This is a genomic window from Bacillus sp. GMa5/1 (assembly GCF_050172015.1).
Lineage (GTDB): Bacteria > Bacillota > Bacilli > Bacillales > Bacillaceae_G > Bacillus_A > Bacillus_A cereus.
Genome location: NZ_JBNLYC010000002.1, coordinates 13,962 through 35,014 on the forward strand (window position 1 = coordinate 13,962; position 21,053 = coordinate 35,014).

Here is a 21,053-nt window from a genome sequence, read left to right on the forward strand (position 1 = left end):
ATTGACATCATCAAATACAAAAGTATATCTCGAAATTGTAAAAAAAATCCGTTCCATTATGGAAGAGGATGGATTGGTGGCGGGGGATCGTTTGCCGTCTGAGCGTGAGTTAAGTTCACGCTTAAACGTAGGACGTTCCTCTGTAAGAGAAGCATTGCGTGCTTTAGAACTGGTAGGATTGATTGAAACGAGACGTGGTGAAGGGACGTTTATTCGAAACTTTTATGATAACGGTCTTGTACAATTAATTGCTCCGTTCTTATTGCAAGATGAGAAAACAATTCGTGATTTATTACAAACGAAACGATTACTCGAGAAAGATATGATTCGAATTGTATGTAATTTACCGAAAGAAACGTTTTCTAAAGTGCTAAGTAAATTACACCAAGTACTTGAAGGAAATGAAAACTCAATCCCAACGCTTCATCAAACGTTCTTTAAAACACTTATTGAACAAGTCGATAATTATTTACTATATCGCATTTGGATGATCGTAAATGATTACGTATCAACGCTTTCTTGTAAAGTTTCAAGAGATTCTATCGATATGTATAGAAAGCTTTACGCTACTTTGGAAGAAAAACAAGAAAATGATGCACTAAAAATTTACGATGAATTAGTAGAGAATATACAGTTTCACTCGTAATGTATAAAATTTGTCGAAATGACCATGACACGTTATGACAAACATTCTACCGCGTAGCGGTTAAAGTTAAACGTAAAGAGTGAGGTTATTAGACAGATTGAGAAGATAAGGCTAACATCAAACTTTGGTGTTAGCCCCATTTTCTTCTTACGCTAACCTTAGCTCTCAACGAAGGGGGTCAAATTGTGCTAAGAGATTTATTCGTGAAAAAGAAAAAGTACGCTGCAATACCTTCAGAACAAGTACGAAAAGATGTGCCAGATGGCGTTATGACAAAATGTCCGGAATGTAAAAAAATCATGTATACGAAAGAACTTCTAAAAAATTTAAAAGTATGTGTGAATTGTGGATATCATCATCCTATGAATGCATGGGAACGTCTTGATAGTATATTGGACGAAGGGTCATTCCGTGAGTATGACAAAGAAATGGTTTCATTAAATCCACTCGAGTTTCCAGGTTATGAAGAGAAACTAGAGAGCGATCGTAAGAAGACTGAATTGAACGAAGCGGTTGTAACTGGTGAAGGAACAATTGATGACATGCTTGTTGTTGTTGCAGTAATGGATTCTCGTTTTCGAATGGGGAGCATGGGCTCTGTAGTAGGAGAAAAAATCGCCCGTGCGGTTGAAAAGGCGTACGACTTACAAGTTCCATTTATTATCTTTACTGCTTCGGGTGGTGCCCGTATGCAAGAAGGTATATTAAGTTTAATGCAAATGGCAAAAACAAGCGTAGCTTTGAAAAAGCATAGTAATGCAGGAGGATTATTTATTTCTGTTATGACTCACCCAACGACGGGCGGGGTTTCAGCGAGTTTCGCTTCACTTGGTGATTATAATCTTGCAGAACCAGGTGCACTTATCGGATTTGCTGGTAGACGTGTAATTGAACAAACGGTGCGTGAGAAACTACCGGAAGATTTCCAAACGGCAGAATTCTTACTAGATCATGGTCAATTAGATGCGGTGGTGCATCGTGATGATATGAGAGAATCGCTTCGTAAGATTTTAGAAGTTCATCAAGGAGGGGAAGTGGCTGTATGGCAGAGCTAGAATTTGAAAAACCAGTTGTTGAGCTAAGAAATAAGATTCGTGAACTGAAAGACTATACGAAAAACAGCCAGATGGACTTCAGTGAGGAGATTCGTATTTTGGAAGAAAAGCTAGAAAATTTAGAGGAAGATATATACGGCAATCTAAAAGTATGGGACCGTGTTCAAATTGCTCGTCATGCAGAACGACCGACAACGCTCGATTATATTGAGCACTTATTTACTGATTTTTTCGAATGTCATGGAGATCGTCTATTTGGCGATGATGCAGCGATTGTCGGCGGCATTGCGAAATATAAAGGGATGCCTGTAACTGTAATTGGGCATCAGCGCGGAAAAGATACGAAAGAAAATATTCGCCGTAACTTTGGAATGCCTCATCCAGAAGGATATCGAAAAGCACTGCGTCTCATGAAACAAGCGGAAAAGTTTAATCGTCCTATTATTTGTTTCATCGATACGAAGGGAGCTTATCCTGGTAAAGCAGCTGAAGAACGTGGACAAAGTGAAGCTATTGCCCGCAACCTATTTGAGATGGCAGGTTTAACGGTACCAGTTATTTGTATCGTTATCGGTGAAGGCGGTAGTGGTGGTGCGCTAGGCCTTGGAGTAGGAGATTACATTCATATGCTAGAAAATTCCACTTATTCTGTTATTACACCAGAGGGTGCAGCGGCAATTCTTTGGAAAGATGCAGGAAAAGCAAAGGAAGCTGCAGAGGCAATGAAAATTACAGCAGCAGATTTGAAAGAATTAGGTGTAATTGATGAAATTATTCCAGAGACAAAAGGTGGAGCTCACCGTAATATTTTGAAACAGTCAGAAAATATAGACTTAATAATTAGAAAAACTTTTGAACAATTAAACGGAATTTCGAAAGATGAATTAATCGAAAAACGTTATGAAAAATATATGAAAATTGGGCAAGTTTCGTTTTCAAACGCTTCCATTGGGATAAAATAAGAAAAGCGTGCGTTCCTCTTCGCGAATGCACGTTTTTATTATGAAAAGACACATCTTCTCCATTGTGTTTTTATATTTTTTCGTGTTATTTTATTATAAGGCAAATAATCTTTATGAGGTGAGTACAAATGAAACGTATTGGTGTATTAACAAGTGGTGGAGATTCACCTGGTATGAATGCTGCCATTCGTGCAGTTGTTCGTAAAGCGATTTTCCATGATATTGAAGTATATGGTATTTACCATGGATACGCTGGATTAATTTCTGGTCACATTGAAAAATTAGAACTTGGTTCTGTTGGCGATATTATCCACCGCGGTGGTACGAAATTATATACAGCAAGATGTCCTGAGTTTAAAGACCCAGAAGTACGACTAAAAGGTATCGAGCAATTAAAGAAACATGGTATCGAAGGACTTGTTGTTATTGGTGGAGATGGTTCTTACCAAGGCGCTAAAAAATTAACTGAACAAGGATTCCCATGTGTTGGTGTACCAGGTACAATCGACAATGATATCCCTGGAACAGACTTCACAATTGGTTTCGATACAGCTTTAAACACTGTTATTGATGCAATTGATAAAATCCGTGATACAGCTACATCTCATGAACGTACATATGTTATCGAAGTAATGGGACGTCATGCTGGAGATATCGCATTATGGGCTGGTTTAGCTGATGGTGCAGAAACAATCTTAATTCCAGAAGAAGAGTATGACATGGATGATGTAATCGCTCGTCTAAAACGTGGTAGCGAACGTGGTAAAAAACACAGTATTATCATTGTAGCTGAAGGTGTTGGAAGTGCAATTGACATCGGTAAGCACATTGAAGAAGCAACAAACTTTGATACTCGTGTAACTGTATTAGGTCACGTACAACGTGGTGGATCACCAAGTGCACAAGACCGTGTATTAGCAAGTCGTCTTGGTGCAAGAGCAGTTGAGTTGTTAATTGCTGGTAAAGGTGGACGTTGTGTAGGTATTCAAGATAATAAACTTGTTGATCATGACATTATCGAAGCGTTAGCTCAAAAGCATACAATCGATAAAGATATGTATCAATTATCTAAAGAATTATCCATCTAATCGGCGTAATGTCAGATATTTGGGAACGGTTTCATAATTTTCGGAGGTGCAATATGCGTAAAACTAAAATTGTATGTACTATAGGTCCTGCTAGTGAAAGTATTGAAAAATTAGAGCAATTAATCGAAGCAGGTATGAACGTTGCTCGTTTAAACTTCTCTCATGGTAGCCATGAAGAGCACGGAGCTCGTATTAAAAACATTCGTGAAGCTTCAAAGAAAACTGGTAAAACAGTTGGTATCTTACTTGATACAAAAGGTCCAGAAATCCGTACTCACGACTTCGTAGACGGACAAGCTGAGCTTGTAACAGGTGCAGAGGTAGTTCTTTCTACTGAGCAAGTATTAGGTACTGCAGAGAAGTTCTCTGTATCTTATGCTGGTCTTTATGACGATGTAGACCCAGGTTCTCGTATTCTAATCGATGACGGTCTTATCGAACTAGAAGTAATCGAAAAAGCTGATGGAAACATCCGTACAAAAGTTCTTAACAGCGGAACTGTAAAAAATAAAAAAGGTGTTAACGTACCAAACGTAAGCATTAAGCTTCCTGGTATCACTGAAAAAGACGTAAAAGATATCATCTTCGGTATCGAGCAAAAAGTTGATTTCATTGCAGCTTCATTCGTACGTAAAGCGTCTGACGTATTAGAAATCCGTGAATTATTAGAAGAGCATAACGCTCAATACATCCAAATCGTACCAAAAATCGAAAACCAAGAAGGTATCGACAACATCGATTCAATCTTAGAAGTTTCTGACGGTTTAATGGTAGCTCGTGGTGATATGGGTGTAGAAATTCCACCAGAAGAAGTACCGTTAGTACAAAAACGTCTAATTAAAAAATGTAACGTGTTAGGTAAACCGGTTATTACTGCAACACAAATGTTAGATTCTATGCAACGTAACCCACGTCCAACTCGTGCGGAAGCAAGTGACGTAGCTAACGCAATCTTCGATGGTACAGATGCAATCATGCTTTCAGGTGAAACAGCTGCTGGACAATATCCGGTAGAAGCAGTAACAATGATGGCTAACATTGCGGTACGTGTTGAAAAATCATTACAATATGAAGATATGTTCAAAAAACGTATTAAAGAGTTCACTCCAACAATTACAGATGCAATTAGCCAATCTGTTGCGCATACAGCACTTGCTCTTGATGTAGCTGCAATCGTAGCTCCAACAGAAAGTGGATATACTGCGAAAATGATCTCTAAATACCGTCCAAAATCTCCAATCGTAGCTGTAACATCTGACGAGCAAGTAGGACGTCGTCTTGCACTTGTTTGGGGTGTACAAGCATTTATGGCTGAGAAGCGCGCAGCTTCAACTGACGAAATGTTAGATACAGCAATTCAAACAGGTATGGATGCGGGTCTAATTGGACTTGGAGATACTGTAGTGATTACTGCGGGTGTTCCAGTTGCTGAAACTGGTACAACAAACTTAATGAAAATCCACGTTGTTGGTGAAGAAATTGCTAAAGGACAAGGAATTGGTCGTAAAGCTGCAAAAGGTAAAGTAGTTGTAGCAAAAACAGCTGCTGAAGCTGTAGCGAACGTAAACGAAGGTGATATCCTTGTTACAACAAGCACTGATAAAGATATGATTCCTGCAATCGAAAAAGCTGCGGCTTTAGTTGTAGAAGAAGGTGGCTTAACAAGCCATGCAGCTGTTGTAGGCGTATCAATCGGTATTCCTGTTATCGTTGGTGTAAACGGCGTAACAGCAACTTTAAAAAATGGCCAAGAAGTAACAGTTGATGCAGCACGCGGAATTGTTTATAATGGACATGCGGAAGTGCTATAAGTAATACGGAGAGAAGGATCGGAGTCCTTCTCTTTTTTTTACACAAAAACGAGATAGAATTAGCTTAAAGCGCCTAGAATTGCTTTTAAAAGCTGTTTGTTATGTGTTTTAATATGAAAGAGTATCTATATTTCATATGATGTATATAGGCGTTGTGAGGACGTTAAAAGTGAGTTGTGAGAGAGGTGTAGAACTATGAAGTGGTTACTATTCTTGTTTATTTTAATACCGGCGATTGAGATTACGGTCTTAATTGGATCAAGTCATGTAATAGGTTTATGGTCTACGTTCGCTATGATTGTATTTACAGGTGTTGTAGGTGTGTATTTGGCGAAAAGACAAGGGTTTAAAGTGCTTGGAGAGATTCAATCTAAGTTGAATAGAGGGGAAATGCCAGGTGAGGCGGTACTAGATGGTATTTTTGTATTTGTAGGAGGTATTCTCTTAGTGCTTCCTGGGTATGTGACCGATGTGCTAGGGTTTATCTGCGTGATCCCTATTACGAGAGCTTTATTGAAGCCGCTTGTTATGAAGTGGATGGAATGGAAATTTAGAAAGAACTCTACTATTATTATTCAGAAATAGCACTTAGATTGTAGAAATCTAAGTGCTATTTTTTTGTATTGTAAGAGGAGAGGAACTTTCTGATTGAAGCTTTGCTTTACCTCGCTATTTGTGGGGTGAAATTTCTATCTCAAAGCTGGGCTGCTCGTAAGCGTCTGATGTGGGGCGAATGATGAGTGGGGATGAACAAAACGTTCGCTTATTATATGTGCTATATAATTTTCGTTTGAACTCTTGTGTGTACTTCGATTAAACTTGTGATTTTTTAGTGCTATTAATTTAGATGAATAAGATGGAGGGAAACGCTGCTGAATTAAAGTTTTGCTTTCTTATATAAAGGAACGATTGGTGTAAAAAATTCATATAAAAAGGCGGAGATTGTTAGTTGAAGTCTTGTTTTATGCTATTTTGTATATTTATTCATTTACATAAAAAGTAATAAATGTAAATGATAATTATAAAATAAATAGAATAAATATGTAAAAACACCACGAAATATGCGTTTTTCATGCAAAAAAACAAGAGAATTATCTTTTTTGAGTGCAATTCTCTTGTTTTATGTAATGAGTATGAAAAATAAGTACAAGGAATAATCAGTGGGAAATTCCCACTGATTACATGTAAGTTTTTTGTTGTGTATGAATTAGAAACTATTATTTTGAAGGTGAACCTTTAATATATTTCCACAAGTCATGGAAGACATTAGCTTTGTGTAATGTATTAAGTAGTACTAAGGTGACTGGGCCGATGATTAATCCTAAAAAGCCAAAAAGTTTAAAGCCGACAAATAGAGCGACGAGTGTTGCTAATGGATCGAGACCGATGTTAGATGAAAGTACTTTCGGCTCCATAATTTGTCTTTGGACAATCACGACGATGTATAAAATGAGAAGACCAATGGCGAATGCGGTATCGCCAGTGAAAAATACGTATATAACCCATGGAACGAAGACTGCGCCTGTTCCTAAGTATGGTAGTAAATCTACAACTCCTGTAATAATCGCAATAGTAATGGCGTATGGTACGCGTAATATTAAAAGCCCGATTAGTACAATGACGGTTGTCATAGATACGAGTGTAAGTTGTGCTTTCACAAAACCAAACAAAGCTTTTCTTAAGTCGACAAAAATAGTTTTTCCATAGCCATGTACACGATTCGGTAGCAATTTTCTTGCTTTCTGAGCAAGACGGTGCCAATCGTAACTAATGAAGAAAGTGGCTAATAAAATGAATACAAGAACAGTTAAAGTTGTTGGCAGTGCACTAATGAAATTCGTTAACCCGCTTATAATGGCGGTTAAAAGTTCTTTCATTTGTGTTGTTGCTTCTGTTCCTAAGTTTTGAATGTTTTGTGTAATTGTATAGCGCTGTGGTTCTCCAAGATGATTAAATTTAGAGATTAAATCATCGTAGAGAGGCATAATATGATTAAGTGCAAATTGCTGAGCGAATGTAACGATATCTGGAAACTTTACTGTAACAAGTTGTAGTAAGTATGTTGTGGCAGATATTGCTTCAGTCACAAGATATGTAACAAGTCCAACGATAGCTCCAAATACGAGAATTAAGCTAACGAGTACTGCTAGTGCGCGAGGAAATTGTAGTTTTTGATTAAGGAAATTGACGACAGGATTAATCAAATAAGCAAATGCAAAAGCGATAATAAAAGGATAGATAAGCCCTGACATGTATAGTAATACATAGAACCCAGCTACCGTTGCTACAATGACAAATATGAGTCTCAATATCATATATAGTAAGTTTCGGTTCAAAGATGTATACCTCCCATTCCAATTTGGATTATCCTAATTCGTTCAACTTATAACGAGTGTGCTCCACTGATTAAAGTTTCACTTTATGTTATAGTGGAATGATGGATTTTTCCTGCTTTTTCAGTATGTGAGTGACTGTGAAAGCTTGGTGTTGATGCTTCTACTATATGGTAAAAACTTCATTTTCTCTTCTTTTTATTTTACCTGTTTCTAATTAGAAAAGAAAGAAGAGACGCCCGTTTTTTAAAATGTATACATGCTTAAATTTTGATGGTGAAAGTCTCAGTTTGTCATTTTAAAATACATAAAAAATGAAGTGATTCATGTTGAATAGGCATCGATATAGCATGTATAACGATAGGTTTAAAGGTATTTTTGTTTGGAAATGAGTTCATTATTTTCAGAAAGGAAGTGCAAACATGATTAGTCAGTCAACGTTATTTTTATTCATACTACTTATTATAGGACTTATTGCTAAAAACCAATCGCTTACTGTAGCTATTGGTGTGTTATTTTTATTGAAGTTTACGTTTTTAGGAGATAAGGTCTTTCCTTATTTACAAACGAAAGGAATTAACCTAGGTGTAACGGTCATTACAATAGCGGTGCTCGTACCGATTGCGACAGGGGAAATAGGTTTTAAACAACTTGGAGAAGCGGCGAAATCTTATTATGCGTGGATTGCTTTAGCTTCAGGTGTAGCGGTCGCTTTGTTAGCGAAAGGCGGCGTACAATTGTTGACGACGGATCCTCACATTACAACTGCGCTTGTTTTTGGGACAATTATAGCGGTTGCGCTATTTAATGGGGTTGCTGTTGGTCCGTTAATTGGGGCTGGAATTGCCTATGCGGTTATGAGTATTATACAGATGTTTAAATAAGGAATTTTATAGTAATATAAAATTTTTGAATTCTTTCTGTTCACAAAAGTCAGATAATTGTTTATAATAGGATTAGAAACTTTGAAAAGTTACATAACAGCAGAGACTTTACACCAGATAAAATAAAAACAACATAAAACAATTTTATAATGATATTGTTTTATGTTGTTTTTATCATAAAACTCTTCGGAATGTATTTTCCTCACTAACTTGTTGTTTTGAGCGTGAGGATTCGGGGAGACATTCACGCTCATGCTTTCCATGTAAACAATGGACAATAAGAGGGGAACATCGCAACAAATTTGCATGATCGTGCATTTTGCTTGCCTAAAGAGTGAACGGGCGTTCATAATTCATAAGGGGAGCAAATAGATATAAGGAGCAAGGTTGGGAGAATTTTCAGGAAAAGGAGAGAATTTCATGACTGTTATTCGAGGTTTAGAAGGGGTAGTAGCAACAACATCATCTGTGAGCTCTATTATTGATGATACATTAACTTATGTTGGGTATAATATTGATGATTTAGCTGAGAATGCTACGTTTGAAGAAGTAGTGTACTTATTATGGCACCGCAAGCTTCCTAATGAAAAAGAACTAGCGGAATTTAATGAAATTGTATCTGAATACTATAAAGTTCCAGGTGAGATTTTAACATATTTGAAACAAGTAGATTTAAAAATTGCACATCCGATGTCTGTTTTACGAACTGCAATTTCCATGCTATCATTATACGATGAGAGCGCTGAAATTATGGATGAAAAGTCCAATTATTTGAAAGCGGTTAAATTACAGGCGCAAGTCGGAACTTTAGTTGCTGCTTACGCGAGAATCCGTAAAGGTTTAGATATTGTTGAGCCAAGAAAGGATTTATCATTAGCTGCAAACTTCTTGTACATGTTAAATGATCGCGAGCCAAATGAAGTTGAAATTGAAGCTTTTGATAAGGCGCTTGTACTTCATGCAGATCATGAGTTAAACGCTTCTACATTTACTGCACGTGTTTGCGTAGCTACACTTTCAGATGTATATTCTGGTATTACAGCAGCAATCGGTGCATTAAAAGGTCCTCTTCACGGTGGGGCAAATGAAAATGTAATGAAGATGTTAACTGAGATTGGTGAAGAAGAAAATGTAGAGTCATATATTCATAATGCTCTTCAAAATAAAGTGAAAATCATGGGCTTTGGCCACCGTGTGTATGAGCAGGGTGATCCACGTGCAAAACACTTACGTGAAATGTCTAAGAGATTATGCGTGCTTTTAGGGGAAGAGAAATGGTATAATATGTCTATCAAAATTGAAGACATTGTAACAAAAGAAAAAGGTCTTCCACCAAATGTTGATTTCTATTCAGCTTCTGTATACCATTGTTTAGGAATTGACCATGACTTATTTACACCTATTTTTGCAATTAGCCGTATGTCAGGCTGGTTAGCTCATATTCTAGAACAATATGAAAACAACCGTTTAATTCGTCCGCGTGCTGATTATAATGGACCAACGCATCAAGTGTATGTTCCAATTGCACAACGATAAGCGAATAACACTATTTTGATAGTGAAAATACGCTTTCAAAAGTCTGATTTTTTCGGAAAGATGTAATGATTAGAATATTTTAATTTGACTAACGGTTTGAACTGAGGGGTTATTCCCTCAGTTTCATACATATGAAATTTCAAACATGGGGGTTATCACATTGACGACAGGTGAAAAAATTACTGTAACTAATGGTGTTATGAATGTACCAAACAATCCGATTATTCCATTTATCGAGGGAGATGGAATTGGTCCTGATATTTGGGCAGCTGCATCTCGCGTACTAGAAGCAGCAGTTGAAAAAGCTTATGATGGTGAGAAGAAAATCGTTTGGAAAGAAGTGCTTGCAGGGGAAAAAGCATTCAACCAAACAGGCGAGTGGTTACCAGAAGAAACTTTAAACTTAATTCGTGAATATTTAATCGCGATTAAAGGTCCACTTACAACTCCAGTTGGCGGTGGTATTCGTTCTTTAAACGTAGCACTTCGTCAAGAATTAGATTTATATGTATGTCTACGTCCAGTTCGTTATTTTGAAGGTGTTCCTTCACCTGTAAAACGTCCGGAAGATACTGATATGGTTATTTTCCGTGAAAATACAGAAGACATTTATGCTGGAATTGAATATGCACAAGGATCTCCAGAAGCAGAAAAAGTTCTTGCTTTCTTAAAAGAAGCAATGGGTGTTAATAAAATCCGCTTCCCAGAAACATCTGGTATTGGTATTAAGCCGATTTCAGAAGAAGGGACAAAGCGTCTTGTTCGTGCTGCAATTCAATATGCAATTAACGAAAAACGCTCTTCTGTTACATTAGTTCATAAAGGAAACATTATGAAATTTACAGAAGGTGCATTCAAAAACTGGGGTTACGAAGTAGCGGAACAAGAATTCGGCGACAAAGTATTTACTTGGGCTGAATACGATCGTATCGTTGAAAAAGATGGTAAAGATGCAGCGAATAAAGCGATGGCAGACGCTGAAGTGGCTGGAAAAATCATCGTAAAAGATTCTATTGCAGACATCTTCTTACAACAAATTTTAACTCGTCCACGTGAGTTCGATGTTGTTGCAACAATGAACTTAAATGGTGACTATATCTCTGATGCACTTGCTGCACAAGTAGGTGGAATTGGTATTGCACCTGGTGCAAACATTAACTATGTGACTGGACATGCTATCTTTGAAGCTACACACGGTACAGCTCCAAAATATGCAGGTTTAGATAAAGTAAACCCATCTTCTGTTCTTCTTTCAGGTGTATTATTATTAGAACACTTAGGATGGAACGAAGCTGCGAAATTAGTAACTGCTTCTGTTGAGAAAACAATTGCTTCAAAAGTAGTAACTTATGATTTCGCACGCTTAATGGAAGGTGCAACAGAAGTGAAATGTTCTGAGTTCGCTAATGAACTTATTAAAAACATGGATGTAGCGATAATCAAAAACGCATAATTAAAGCGGGGGGGTAAATTATGACAATCAAACGCAAGAAGGTTTCAGTCATCGGTGCAGGATTTACAGGAGCAACAACGGCATTCTTATTAGCACAAAAAGAACTGGCAGATGTTGTATTAGTGGACATTCCACAACTGGAAAATCCAACAAAAGGGAAAGCGTTAGATATGTTAGAAGCGAGCCCAGTACAAGGTTTTGATGCTAACATTATTGGAACATCTGATTACGCAGATACTGCTGATTCTGACGTTGTCGTTATTACAGCAGGTATTGCACGTAAGCCTGGTATGAGCCGTGATGACTTAGTAGCAACAAACTCTAAAATTATGAAAAGTATTACGCGCGACATTGCAAAACATTCACCAAATGCAATTATTGTTGTGTTAACAAATCCAGTTGATGCAATGACATATTCTGTATTTAAAGAAGCAGGATTCCCGAAAGAGCGTGTTATCGGTCAATCGGGTGTATTAGATACAGCTCGTTTCCGTACATTCATCGCACAAGAATTAAATCTTTCTGTAAAAGATATTACAGGATTTGTTCTTGGTGGACACGGTGACGACATGGTACCTCTTGTGCGTTATTCATATGCAGGCGGTATTCCGTTAGAAACGTTAATTCCGAAAGAGCGTTTAGAAGCAATCGTAGAACGTACACGTAAAGGTGGCGGTGAGATTGTAGGCTTATTAGGAAACGGTAGTGCATATTACGCACCAGCAGCTTCTTTAGTTGAAATGACAGAAGCAATCTTAAAAGATCAACGCCGTGTATTACCGGCTATTGCGTACCTTGAAGGTGAGTATGGTTATAGTGACCTTTACTTAGGGGTACCAGTAATTCTAGGTGGTAACGGAATTGAAAAAATTATTGAATTAGAACTTCTTGCAGATGAAAAAGAAGCGTTAAATCGCTCTGTAGAATCTGTACGTAACGTAATGAAAGTTCTTGTTTAATAATTGAATAGTAGTGAAAAAGATTCGGGATTCCGAATCTTTTTCTACTATTTACCGAATTGTTTTTTTGAAATAATATGAAAACGCTATCATTTGTAATATCCTATAATGAAACTGTAGATTTATACTATACATTGCCCTCATCATAGTAAATTTCGGATAAGGTATCGCTTTTAGTAGGATAATAAGGTGAAAAAATCGGAGGGGGTTGTAACATGTTAAAGAAAAAAGTTCAAATTGGTCGTAAAATGGATGAAATTACAGTAGGAGAGAAATTATCTATCACTGAAAAAATTGAGGATAAAGATTTGTTATTGTACTTAGGGTTAACGAATGATGCCAATCCATTATATATTCAGCATGATTACGCATCCCAAACTCCGTATGAAAAGCCGATTGTACCAAGCATTATGCTAACGGGAATGATTACAACGGCGGTTACGAAATATTTACCGGGTCCAGGAAGTCATATTACGAGAAAGGACCTTACATTCGTGAAACATGTTCACCATTATGAAACGTTACAAATCCACTTTGAAGTTGTGGCTGTTTCTGAGGAGGAACATACAATTGATATGCTTGTATCTGCTCATGATGAAAAAGGAGAAACTGTTGTAAAGGGTTCATTAACAGTAACGCCACCTTATAAATCTGTTTCCATTATGGAAAAAGCATTAGATAACTTTTAAAAGATGAAACTAAAAATAGCGCTAGCATACCTTTAATAAGGATGCTAGCGCTATTTTTAGTTGAAAAACCCTTCTTTGAACCCTTCAGCAAATTCTGAGCAACCCGTTTTAATCGTATCCCAGCTAGGAGCGTTAAAAGCAAGGATACATGTGACTGCTAAAGATAGAATGGATAGTATTAGTCGCATAATAGACCTCCGAATATTATTAATTTATATATTAAGATTAATAATATTATTATCGGTAATTGAAGTCAATTAAAGGAGTGGTTTTTTAGGTGAGGTGGAAAAGAGAAGAGTGATCTTTGAAACGGTAAGAGAAGCTGAAGTGTGGGCAGACGGGTTTGTGAATGAAATGTACGGGAGAGTATTTGATGGATATGAAACACCAGATTATAAAATAGCGTATGCTTTATCTTTTCTCTTAGCGCAAAATCGAGAACTCAATATTCATACGGAAGTAGAATTTAATAACGATATGGAAGTATATAAAGTATGGATAACAAAACATAATTGAGGCGAACGTAATTGTTTTTAGGAATAACAATAGCACAATCCGAATCCATGAATAGACAATTATATTGAGAGGGACCTTGTTTTCTAGTATGATGAGAATAACGGGGAAAATACTAGGATGAAGAAGGTTTCAAGTCTATAACTTGGAGGAAAAGAATGAACAATCGTATTTTAGTAGTTGATGATGAGGAATTTATCTTAACTTTAATCGAATTTAATTTACAACAAGCTGGGTTTGAAGTTATAACAGCGATGGATGGAGAAATGGCGCTTCAAAAAGCGACAACAGAACGCCCAGATTTAATTATATTAGATTTAATGCTTCCGAAAATGGATGGTATGGAAGTGTGTAAAGAATTACGATTGCAGCGCGTTATGACGCCGATTTTAATGTTAACGGCAAAAGATGATGAGTTTGATAAGGTGCTAGGCCTTGAACTTGGGGCAGATGATTATATGACAAAGCCATTTAGTCCAAGAGAAGTAGTTGCTCGTGTGAAGGCGATTTTGCGCCGTACGAAATTACAACAAGAAGAACAAGTTGCAGAAGCGCCAGATGAAGATAGCATCACAATTGCAGAACTTAAAATTTTACCGGAGTTTTATGAGGCTTATTTCCAAGGAAGAAAGCTTGAATTAACACCAAAAGAATTTGAACTACTTGTGTATCTTGCGAAAAATAAAAGTCGCGTGTTGACACGTGATCAATTATTAAGTGCTGTATGGAATTATGATTTTGCTGGTGATACACGAATTGTTGATGTTCATATTAGCCATTTGCGCGATAAAATTGAACAAAATACGAAAAAACCGACGTACATTAAAACGATACGTGGTTTAGGATATAAATTAGAGGAGCCAAAAGGGAATGAATAAATTTCGTTCCAGGCTTCTTTTTACATTTGTTTCTCTTATTGTATTTATTTTAGTTGGACTAGGTTTATTACTAGAAACTGTGTTTGAAAACTACTATATAGATCATGCTAAAGAGAGAATGGTAAAAGAGACGGAGTATGTTGCGACGTTAGCAGAAGAGCAAGGTTTTGATAATGTCTTAAAAAATCCATACGTATTTGAAAAGTTAGAAGAAAAAATACCAGCTTCTATCGTATTTTTGGATGAAAAAAAGAAAGTTCAATATAGAAAAGGACAAGAATTGGCATTTAGTCCAGAGACGATTAAAGAACTTTCTTCGGAAGTGGCAAAACAACGAAGTAAAGTAATTACGAAAGAAACGGATCGAAAGAATGAATTTTATCATGCGGTGTTCGTTCAAGATGTAGAAGGAAAACAAGGATACATTTTGGTGAAAAGTATAATTGATCCTTTAAGAGACGTACATCAAAAAACGTGGGGATTATTAATTATCGGATTTGTCATTGCTTGTCTCGTAGTTGTATTTTTAGGTATGAAAATTACAGGGCAATATATTAGGCCGATTGAATCGGTTACGAAAGTTGCAATTGAATTGGCAAAGGGTAATTATAAAGCACGTGCATACGAAAGTCATTCGGATGAAACAGGAATGCTGAGTAAAGCGATTAATATTTTAGCACGAAATTTACAAGAGATGACACTTGAACAAGAAATGCAGCAAGATCGTCTGCATACGTTAATTGAAAATATGGGAAGCGGAATGATTTTAATTGATAGCCGAGGATATATAAACCTTGTAAACCGCTCTTATAAGGAAACTTTCCACGTAACAGATGAAGAATATTTAGATCGCTTATATTATGAATCGTTTCATCATACAGAAATTATTGAGCTTGTAGAAGAAATCTTTATGACAGAAGTGAAAGTGCGTAAACAAATGTTATTACCACTTGGAATTGAACGGAAGCATTTCGAAGTATATGGAGCGCCTATTATCGGGACAAACCATGAATGGAAAGGGATTGTTCTCGTATTCCATGACATAACAGAGTTAAAGAAATTAGAACAAATGAGAAAAGACTTTTTAGCGAATGTTTCTCATGAATTAAAGACACCGATTACTTCTATTAAAGGTTTTTCAGAAACACTCTTAGACGGAGCGATGGATAATAAAAAATTCTGCGAACATTTCTTGCACATTATTTTAAAAGAAAGTGAGCGCATGCAAGGATTAATTGAAGATTTATTAGATTTGTCGAAGATCGAACAACAAGGATTTAAATTAAATATGGGAACCGTTGACATGAAGGGGCTGCTTGAAGATATTCATATGGTGCTTGATAATAAAGCAGGAGAAAAAGAAATCTCTTTACAAGTGAATGTATTAAAACGTGCCTCTGTTATTGGAGATCCAAGTCGTTTGAAACAAATCTTTATTAATTTAATTAATAACGCAATCGTATATACACCGGCTGGAGGCGTTGTTTCAGTAGAGTTAGCGGAAGATAAATATAATGCTTATATAAAAGTATCGGATACTGGAATTGGTATTAGTAAAGAGGAAATTCCGCGTATTTTTGAACGTTTCTACCGGGTGGATAAAGCAAGAAGTAGAAATACTGGTGGTACCGGCCTTGGATTGTCGATCGTAAAGCATTTAGTTGAGGCGCATCAAGGTACGATTACAGTAGATAGTGAAGTTGGAGAAGGAACAACGTTTACAGTTGTTTTACCGAAATCAGCAACTGAAAAATAGGATGAAGGATGTTTACAATATATTAACAATGGCTTAATTAAATATTAATAAAGCTCTGTTAATATAATACATGAAAACCCCTTCATCCAAGGAGTAATTTTGGACGAGAATAGTTAAGCTGTTCTCGTCACTTCCCTTTATGCCAATATAAGTCTGTTTATATATGAAAGAAAATAGCCGTTATTTTTCTTCTCTCTATTAGTCATGTTAATATAGAGAGAGGAAAGGAACGGTTTTTTTCTGTGAAAAAAATCATTTCAAATTTGTATGGGGAGGTTTCGATTTTGGAAAAAAAGGTCGTATTAGTAGATGGTAATAATATCGCGTATCGTGCATTCTTTGCACTACCGCTTTTAAATAACGACAAAGGTATACATACGAACGCAATTTACGGTTTTACAATGATGTTAATGAGAATATTAGAGGAAGAAAAGCCAACTCATATGTTAGTGGCGTTTGATGCAGGCAAAACAACGTTCCGTCATAAAACGTATAGTGAGTATAAAGGAGGGCGTCAAAAGACTCCACCTGAATTATCAGAGCAGTTCCCGTTTATTCGTGAGATGCTGGATGCGTTCAATGTACCGCGTTATGAATTAGAAAATTATGAAGCGGATGACATCATGGGAACGTTAGCGAAAGAAGCGAGTGAGCAAGGGGCAAGTGTAAAAGTTATTTCAGGAGATAAAGATTTACTTCAACTTGTTTCTGATAACACGCTTGTATGTATTCCGCGAAAAGGGATTACAGAAGTGGATGAATATACGAAAGAAGCTTTATTTGAAAAATACAGCTTATCACCAAAGCAAATTATCGATATGAAAGGTTTAATGGGAGACCAGTCAGATAATATACCGGGTGTACCAGGAGTTGGTGAAAAAACGGCAATTAAATTGTTAACACAGTTTGGAACGGTTGAAGCGGTGTATGAAAATATAGATCAAGTAAGTGGGAAGAAATTAAAAGAAAAACTGGAAGAAAATAAAGAACAAGCTCTTATGAGTAAGGATCTTGCAACTATTATTACAGATGCGCCGATTACAGTTCATGTGGATGATATGGCGTATAAAGGATATGAAGCAAGTGATGTCATTCCAATGTTCGAGAGTTTAGGATTTACATCCCTTTTAAATAAATTAGGCGTTACGCCAGAAGAAACTGCTCCAGCTGAATTAGATGATATTACATTTGATATTGTGGAAGAAGTTACAGAAGAAATGCTTCAGCAAGATAGTGCGCTTATCGTTGAAGTACAAGAAGATAACTATCATAAAGCAGACATTCAAGGTTTCGGTATTCAAAATGAAAATGGATGTTACTTTATTCAGACAGACATTGCTCTTAAGTCAGATGCTTTTAAAGAGTGGCTTGCAGATGGAGAAATGAGAAAGCATACATTTGATGCGAAGCGTGCAATCGTTGCACTGAAATGGAATGGGATAGATATGCAAGGGATTGACTTTGATCTATTAATCGCTGCTTATTTACTTGATCCAGCTGATACGGATAAAGACTTCCGTACTGTAGCGAAAATGAAAGAAACGCATGCTGTGAAATCTGATGAAGAAGTTTACGGAAAAGGTGCGAAGCGTGCTGTTCCAAAGTTAGAGGTAGTAGCGGAGCATGTGGCTCGTAAAGTGCATGTATTATATGATGTAAAGCAAACATTCGTTGAAGAGTTAAAGAAGAATGAGCAATATGAACTGTTTACAGAGTTAGAATTGCCGCTTGCACGTGTATTAGCTGATATGGAAGTAAAGGGTGTAAAAGTTGATACAGAGCGTCTTCGTAATATGGGAGAAGAACTTGCGGGTAGATTAAAGGAAATGGAACAGGAAATTTATAAGCTTGCGGGAACAGAATTTAATATTAATTCACCGAAGCAGCTTGGTGTTATTCTGTTTGAGAACTTAAACTTGCCGGTTATTAAAAAGACGAAAACAGGTTATTCTACGTCAGCTGATGTACTAGATAAGCTTATGAATCACCATGAAATTATTCCAAATATTTTACATTATCGTCAATTAGGGAAACTAAATTCAACTTACATTGAAGGTTTATTGAAAGTTGTACATGAAGATTCATCTAAAATTCATACTCGCTTTAATCAAGTGTTAACGCAAACAGGTCGATTAAGTTCAACGGATCCGAACTTGCAAAATATCCCGATTCGATTAGAAGAAGGAAGAAAGATTCGTCAGGCATTTGTTCCGTCAGAAGAAGGATGGATTATGTATGCGGCTGATTACTCACAAATCGAACTGCGTGTATTAGCTCATATTGCAAATGATAAAGGGCTAGTTGAAGCATTCCAACATGATATGGATATTCATACGAAAACAGCTATGGATGTATTTGGCGTTAAAAAAGATGAAGTAACTTCAAATATGAGACGACAAGCGAAAGCTGTTAACTTCGGAATTGTATATGGTATTAGTGATTATGGTCTTTCACAAAACTTAGGAATTACAAGAAAAGCAGCAGCGGAATTTATTGAAAAGTATTTAGAAAGTTTCCCTGGTGTACAAGAATACATGGAGGACATCGTAAAAGATGCGAAACAAAAAGGATATGTGGCTACATTATTAAATCGTCGCCGTTATATTCCAGAAATTACGAGTCGTAATTTCAATTTACGTAGCTTCGCTGAGCGTACAGCGATGAATACACCAATTCAAGGTACTGCCGCAGATATTATTAAAAAAGCGATGATTATTATGGCGGATCGTTTAGAAGAAGAAGGATTACAAGCACGTCTTCTTCTGCAAGTACACGATGAATTGATATTTGAAGCGCCAAAAGAAGAAATTGAAAAATTAGAGAAGCTTGTACCTGAAGTAATGGAGCATGCAATTGAACTTGCAGTTCCGCTGAAAGTTGATTATTCTTACGGTCCAACTTGGTACGACGCAAAATAAGGAAGTGATGAAATGCCTGAATTACCAGAGGTTGAAAACGTCAGACGGACACTTGAAAATCTTGTAACAGGAAAAACGATTGAAGATGTTATTGTTACTTATCCAAAAATAGTGAAACGACCGGATGATGCAGAAATCTTTAAAGAAATGCTAAAAGGCGAGAAGATTGAAAATATAAAGCGAAGAGGAAAGTTTTTGCTTTTATATGTAACGAATTATGTTATTGTTTCACATTTGCGTATGGAAGGTAAGTTTTTACTACATCAAGAGGATGAGCCGATTGATAAACATACGCACGTCCGTTTCTTATTTACAGATGGAACGGAATTACATTATAAAGATGTGAGAAAGTTTGGTACGATGCATCTCTTTAAGAAAGGTGAAGAAATGAACCAAATGCCTCTTGCGGACTTAGGTCCGGAGCCATTTGATGCTGAAATGACACCGCAGTATTTACAAGAAAGATTACAAAAGACAAATCGTAAAATAAAAGTTGTGCTACTGGATCAGCGTCTTTTAGTAGGGCTTGGAAATATATATGTAGATGAAGTTTTATTCCGTTCTCAAATTCATCCGGAACGAGAAGCTTCGTCTTTAACAGTAGAAGAAATTGAGCGAATTTATGAGGCTACCGTTACAACGCTAGGCGAAGCAGTAAAGCGTGGCGGAAGTACAATTCGGACGTATATCAACTCACAAGGGCAAATTGGTTCTTTCCAAGAACTCCTAAATGTATATGGGAAAAAAGGAGAGCCGTGCGTAACTTGTGGCACGATATTAGAAAAAACAGTTGTTGGCGGGCGAGGAACGCATTACTGCCCAATTTGTCAGCCTAGAATATAGAAAAGAGATAACATCGGATAGGCATTTGTCATATACATACAGCAGAGCTATGTATAAGGGAGGAGCTTACCGATGTACCTTTATTTATCTCTTATTTTATTAGCTTTTACATTAAGCTTGGATAGCTGTAGTGTAGGGCTAACATATGGTTTAAGAAGCGTAAGAATTCCACTAAGATCAATTATAATTATCGGAATGTGTTCAGCGGCTGTTATGCTTGTTTCAATGGGAATTGGACATATGATCGCGAAAGTATTTTCACCTGTTATCGCAACGCGTATCGGTGGGCTTGTTCTTATTGGAATAGGGATTTGGGTATTATATCAATTTTTTCGAAGTGAGAAAAAAGAAGAACCGAAGCAAGAGGAGAAGGTCTGGAAATTAGAGATTGCCTCACTAGGGCTAGTGATTCAAATTTTACGGAAACCGACTGTAGCAGATTTTGATAAATCAGGCACCATTTCTGCAGGAGAAGCATTGCTTCTTGGTATCGCTCTTTCTGTAGACTCATTTGGTGCCGGAATTGGTGCATCTTTATTAGGGTATGCACCCGCTATGATGGCGATATTAGTTGCAATTATGAGTTCTTTGTTTTTATTTATTGGAATGAAACTTGGAACGGTTTTATCGAATATGAAGTGGTTACAAAAATTTACATTCCTGCCTGGAGTATTACTCATTATTATTGGAATTTGGAAAATGTAAGTATGGGCGTGGAACATTAGTTTC

The 21,053-nt window shown here is 36.7% G+C and carries 18 protein-coding genes and 1 pseudogene; 17 read left to right on the forward strand and 2 right to left on the reverse strand.

Going from position 1 to position 21,053, the window contains the following annotated elements; all coding sequences use genetic code 11:
* The first annotated feature begins 1 nt into the window (after position 1).
* From ACQGSG_RS00640 to ACQGSG_RS00665, 6 genes are all read left to right on the forward strand, one after another.
* Complete coding sequence (locus ACQGSG_RS00640) at positions 2 to 646, forward strand: FadR/GntR family transcriptional regulator (RefSeq protein WP_000204440.1); 645 nt, start codon at positions 2 to 4, stop codon at positions 644 to 646.
* Between the two features lie 185 nt (positions 647 to 831).
* Entirely contained in the window at positions 832 to 1,701 is an 870-nt protein-coding gene (gene accD / locus ACQGSG_RS00645; protein ID WP_000942857.1) for an acetyl-CoA carboxylase, carboxyltransferase subunit beta, read from the forward strand.
* On the forward strand, positions 1,689 to 2,663 hold the full coding sequence (gene accA, locus ACQGSG_RS00650; protein ID WP_000818807.1) for an acetyl-CoA carboxylase carboxyl transferase subunit alpha: 975 nt from the start codon (positions 1,689 to 1,691) through the stop codon (positions 2,661 to 2,663). Before accD ends, accA begins: the two co-directional genes overlap by 13 nt.
* Positions 2,664 to 2,791: 128 nt before the next feature.
* A complete protein-coding gene (gene pfkA / locus ACQGSG_RS00655) occupies positions 2,792 to 3,751 on the forward strand; it encodes a 6-phosphofructokinase (protein ID WP_000821156.1) in 960 nt (319 codons plus the stop codon).
* A 53-nt stretch (positions 3,752 to 3,804) separates the two neighbouring features.
* Positions 3,805 to 5,562, forward strand: coding sequence for a pyruvate kinase (gene pyk, locus ACQGSG_RS00660; protein ID WP_001232673.1), 1,758 nt, complete (start codon positions 3,805 to 3,807; stop codon positions 5,560 to 5,562).
* A 195-nt stretch (positions 5,563 to 5,757) separates the two neighbouring features.
* The gene (locus ACQGSG_RS00665) at positions 5,758 to 6,147 is read left to right on the forward strand and encodes an FxsA family protein (RefSeq protein WP_000871631.1); all 390 of its coding nucleotides are present in this window, start codon (positions 5,758 to 5,760) and stop codon (positions 6,145 to 6,147) included.
* 632 nt (positions 6,148 to 6,779) lie between these two features.
* On the opposite strand, the gene ytvI is transcribed toward ACQGSG_RS00665, so the two are convergent.
* On the reverse strand, positions 6,780 to 7,898 hold the full coding sequence (ytvI, locus tag ACQGSG_RS00670) for a sporulation integral membrane protein YtvI (protein ID WP_001081388.1): 1,119 nt from the start codon (positions 7,896 to 7,898) through the stop codon (positions 6,780 to 6,782).
* 419 nt (positions 7,899 to 8,317) lie between these two features.
* Here ytvI and ACQGSG_RS00675 point away from each other — a divergent pair, with 419 nt between their 5' ends.
* The 5 genes from ACQGSG_RS00675 to ACQGSG_RS00695 all read left to right on the forward strand — a co-directional run bounded on the left by ACQGSG_RS00675 (position 8,318) and on the right by ACQGSG_RS00695 (position 13,416).
* Positions 8,318 to 8,779, forward strand: coding sequence for a DUF441 domain-containing protein (locus ACQGSG_RS00675; RefSeq protein ID WP_000625507.1), 462 nt, complete (start codon positions 8,318 to 8,320; stop codon positions 8,777 to 8,779).
* A gap of 387 nt (positions 8,780 to 9,166) precedes the next feature.
* Positions 9,167 to 10,315, forward strand: a complete 1,149-nt coding sequence (gene citZ / locus ACQGSG_RS00680) for a citrate synthase (RefSeq protein ID WP_142320254.1) — start codon at positions 9,167 to 9,169, stop codon at positions 10,313 to 10,315.
* A 160-nt stretch (positions 10,316 to 10,475) separates the two neighbouring features.
* Positions 10,476 to 11,768 carry an NADP-dependent isocitrate dehydrogenase gene (gene icd, locus ACQGSG_RS00685; RefSeq protein WP_000206898.1) on the forward strand — a complete coding sequence of 431 codons (1,293 nt, stop codon included), beginning with the start codon at positions 10,476 to 10,478 and terminating at the stop codon, positions 11,766 to 11,768.
* Between the two features lie 20 nt (positions 11,769 to 11,788).
* Positions 11,789 to 12,727, forward strand: a complete 939-nt coding sequence (gene mdh / locus ACQGSG_RS00690) for a malate dehydrogenase (RefSeq protein ID WP_098348257.1) — start codon at positions 11,789 to 11,791, stop codon at positions 12,725 to 12,727.
* Positions 12,728 to 12,942: 215 nt separating this feature from the next.
* Positions 12,943 to 13,416 (forward strand): MaoC family dehydratase, encoded by a 474-nt coding sequence (locus ACQGSG_RS00695; RefSeq protein WP_000914181.1) that lies wholly within the window; start codon positions 12,943 to 12,945, stop codon positions 13,414 to 13,416.
* 56 nt (positions 13,417 to 13,472) lie between these two features.
* Here ACQGSG_RS00695 and ACQGSG_RS00700 read toward each other — a convergent pair whose 3' ends face one another.
* A complete protein-coding gene (locus ACQGSG_RS00700) occupies positions 13,473 to 13,604 on the reverse strand; it encodes a hypothetical protein (protein ID WP_001237022.1) in 132 nt (43 codons plus the stop codon).
* Positions 13,605 to 13,693: 89 nt separating this feature from the next.
* Here ACQGSG_RS00700 and ACQGSG_RS00705 point away from each other — a divergent pair.
* The 6 genes and pseudogenes from ACQGSG_RS00705 (at position 13,694) to ytaF (ending at position 21,029) form a co-directional block, all read left to right on the forward strand.
* Positions 13,694 to 13,932 (forward strand): annotated as a pseudogene (locus tag ACQGSG_RS00705) (hypothetical protein).
* A gap of 155 nt (positions 13,933 to 14,087) precedes the next feature.
* Positions 14,088 to 14,807: a two-component system response regulator PhoP gene (gene phoP / locus ACQGSG_RS00710; RefSeq protein WP_001065220.1), complete on the forward strand. Its 720-nt coding sequence runs from the start codon at positions 14,088 to 14,090 to the stop codon at positions 14,805 to 14,807.
* Positions 14,800 to 16,563, forward strand: coding sequence for a sensory box histidine kinase PhoR (gene phoR, locus ACQGSG_RS00715; protein ID WP_001032106.1), 1,764 nt, complete (start codon positions 14,800 to 14,802; stop codon positions 16,561 to 16,563). Before phoP ends, phoR begins: the two co-directional genes overlap by 8 nt.
* Positions 16,564 to 16,847: 284 nt before the next feature.
* Positions 16,848 to 19,481 (forward strand): DNA polymerase I, encoded by a 2,634-nt coding sequence (gene polA, locus ACQGSG_RS00720; protein ID WP_000412804.1) that lies wholly within the window; start codon positions 16,848 to 16,850, stop codon positions 19,479 to 19,481.
* Between the two features lie 12 nt (positions 19,482 to 19,493).
* Positions 19,494 to 20,324, forward strand: a complete 831-nt coding sequence (gene mutM, locus ACQGSG_RS00725; RefSeq protein ID WP_001114478.1) for a DNA-formamidopyrimidine glycosylase — start codon at positions 19,494 to 19,496, stop codon at positions 20,322 to 20,324.
* 72 nt (positions 20,325 to 20,396) lie between these two features.
* Positions 20,397 to 21,029, forward strand: a complete 633-nt coding sequence (gene ytaF / locus ACQGSG_RS00730) for a sporulation membrane protein YtaF (protein ID WP_000281743.1) — start codon at positions 20,397 to 20,399, stop codon at positions 21,027 to 21,029.
* Positions 21,030 to 21,053 lie beyond the last annotated feature (24 nt).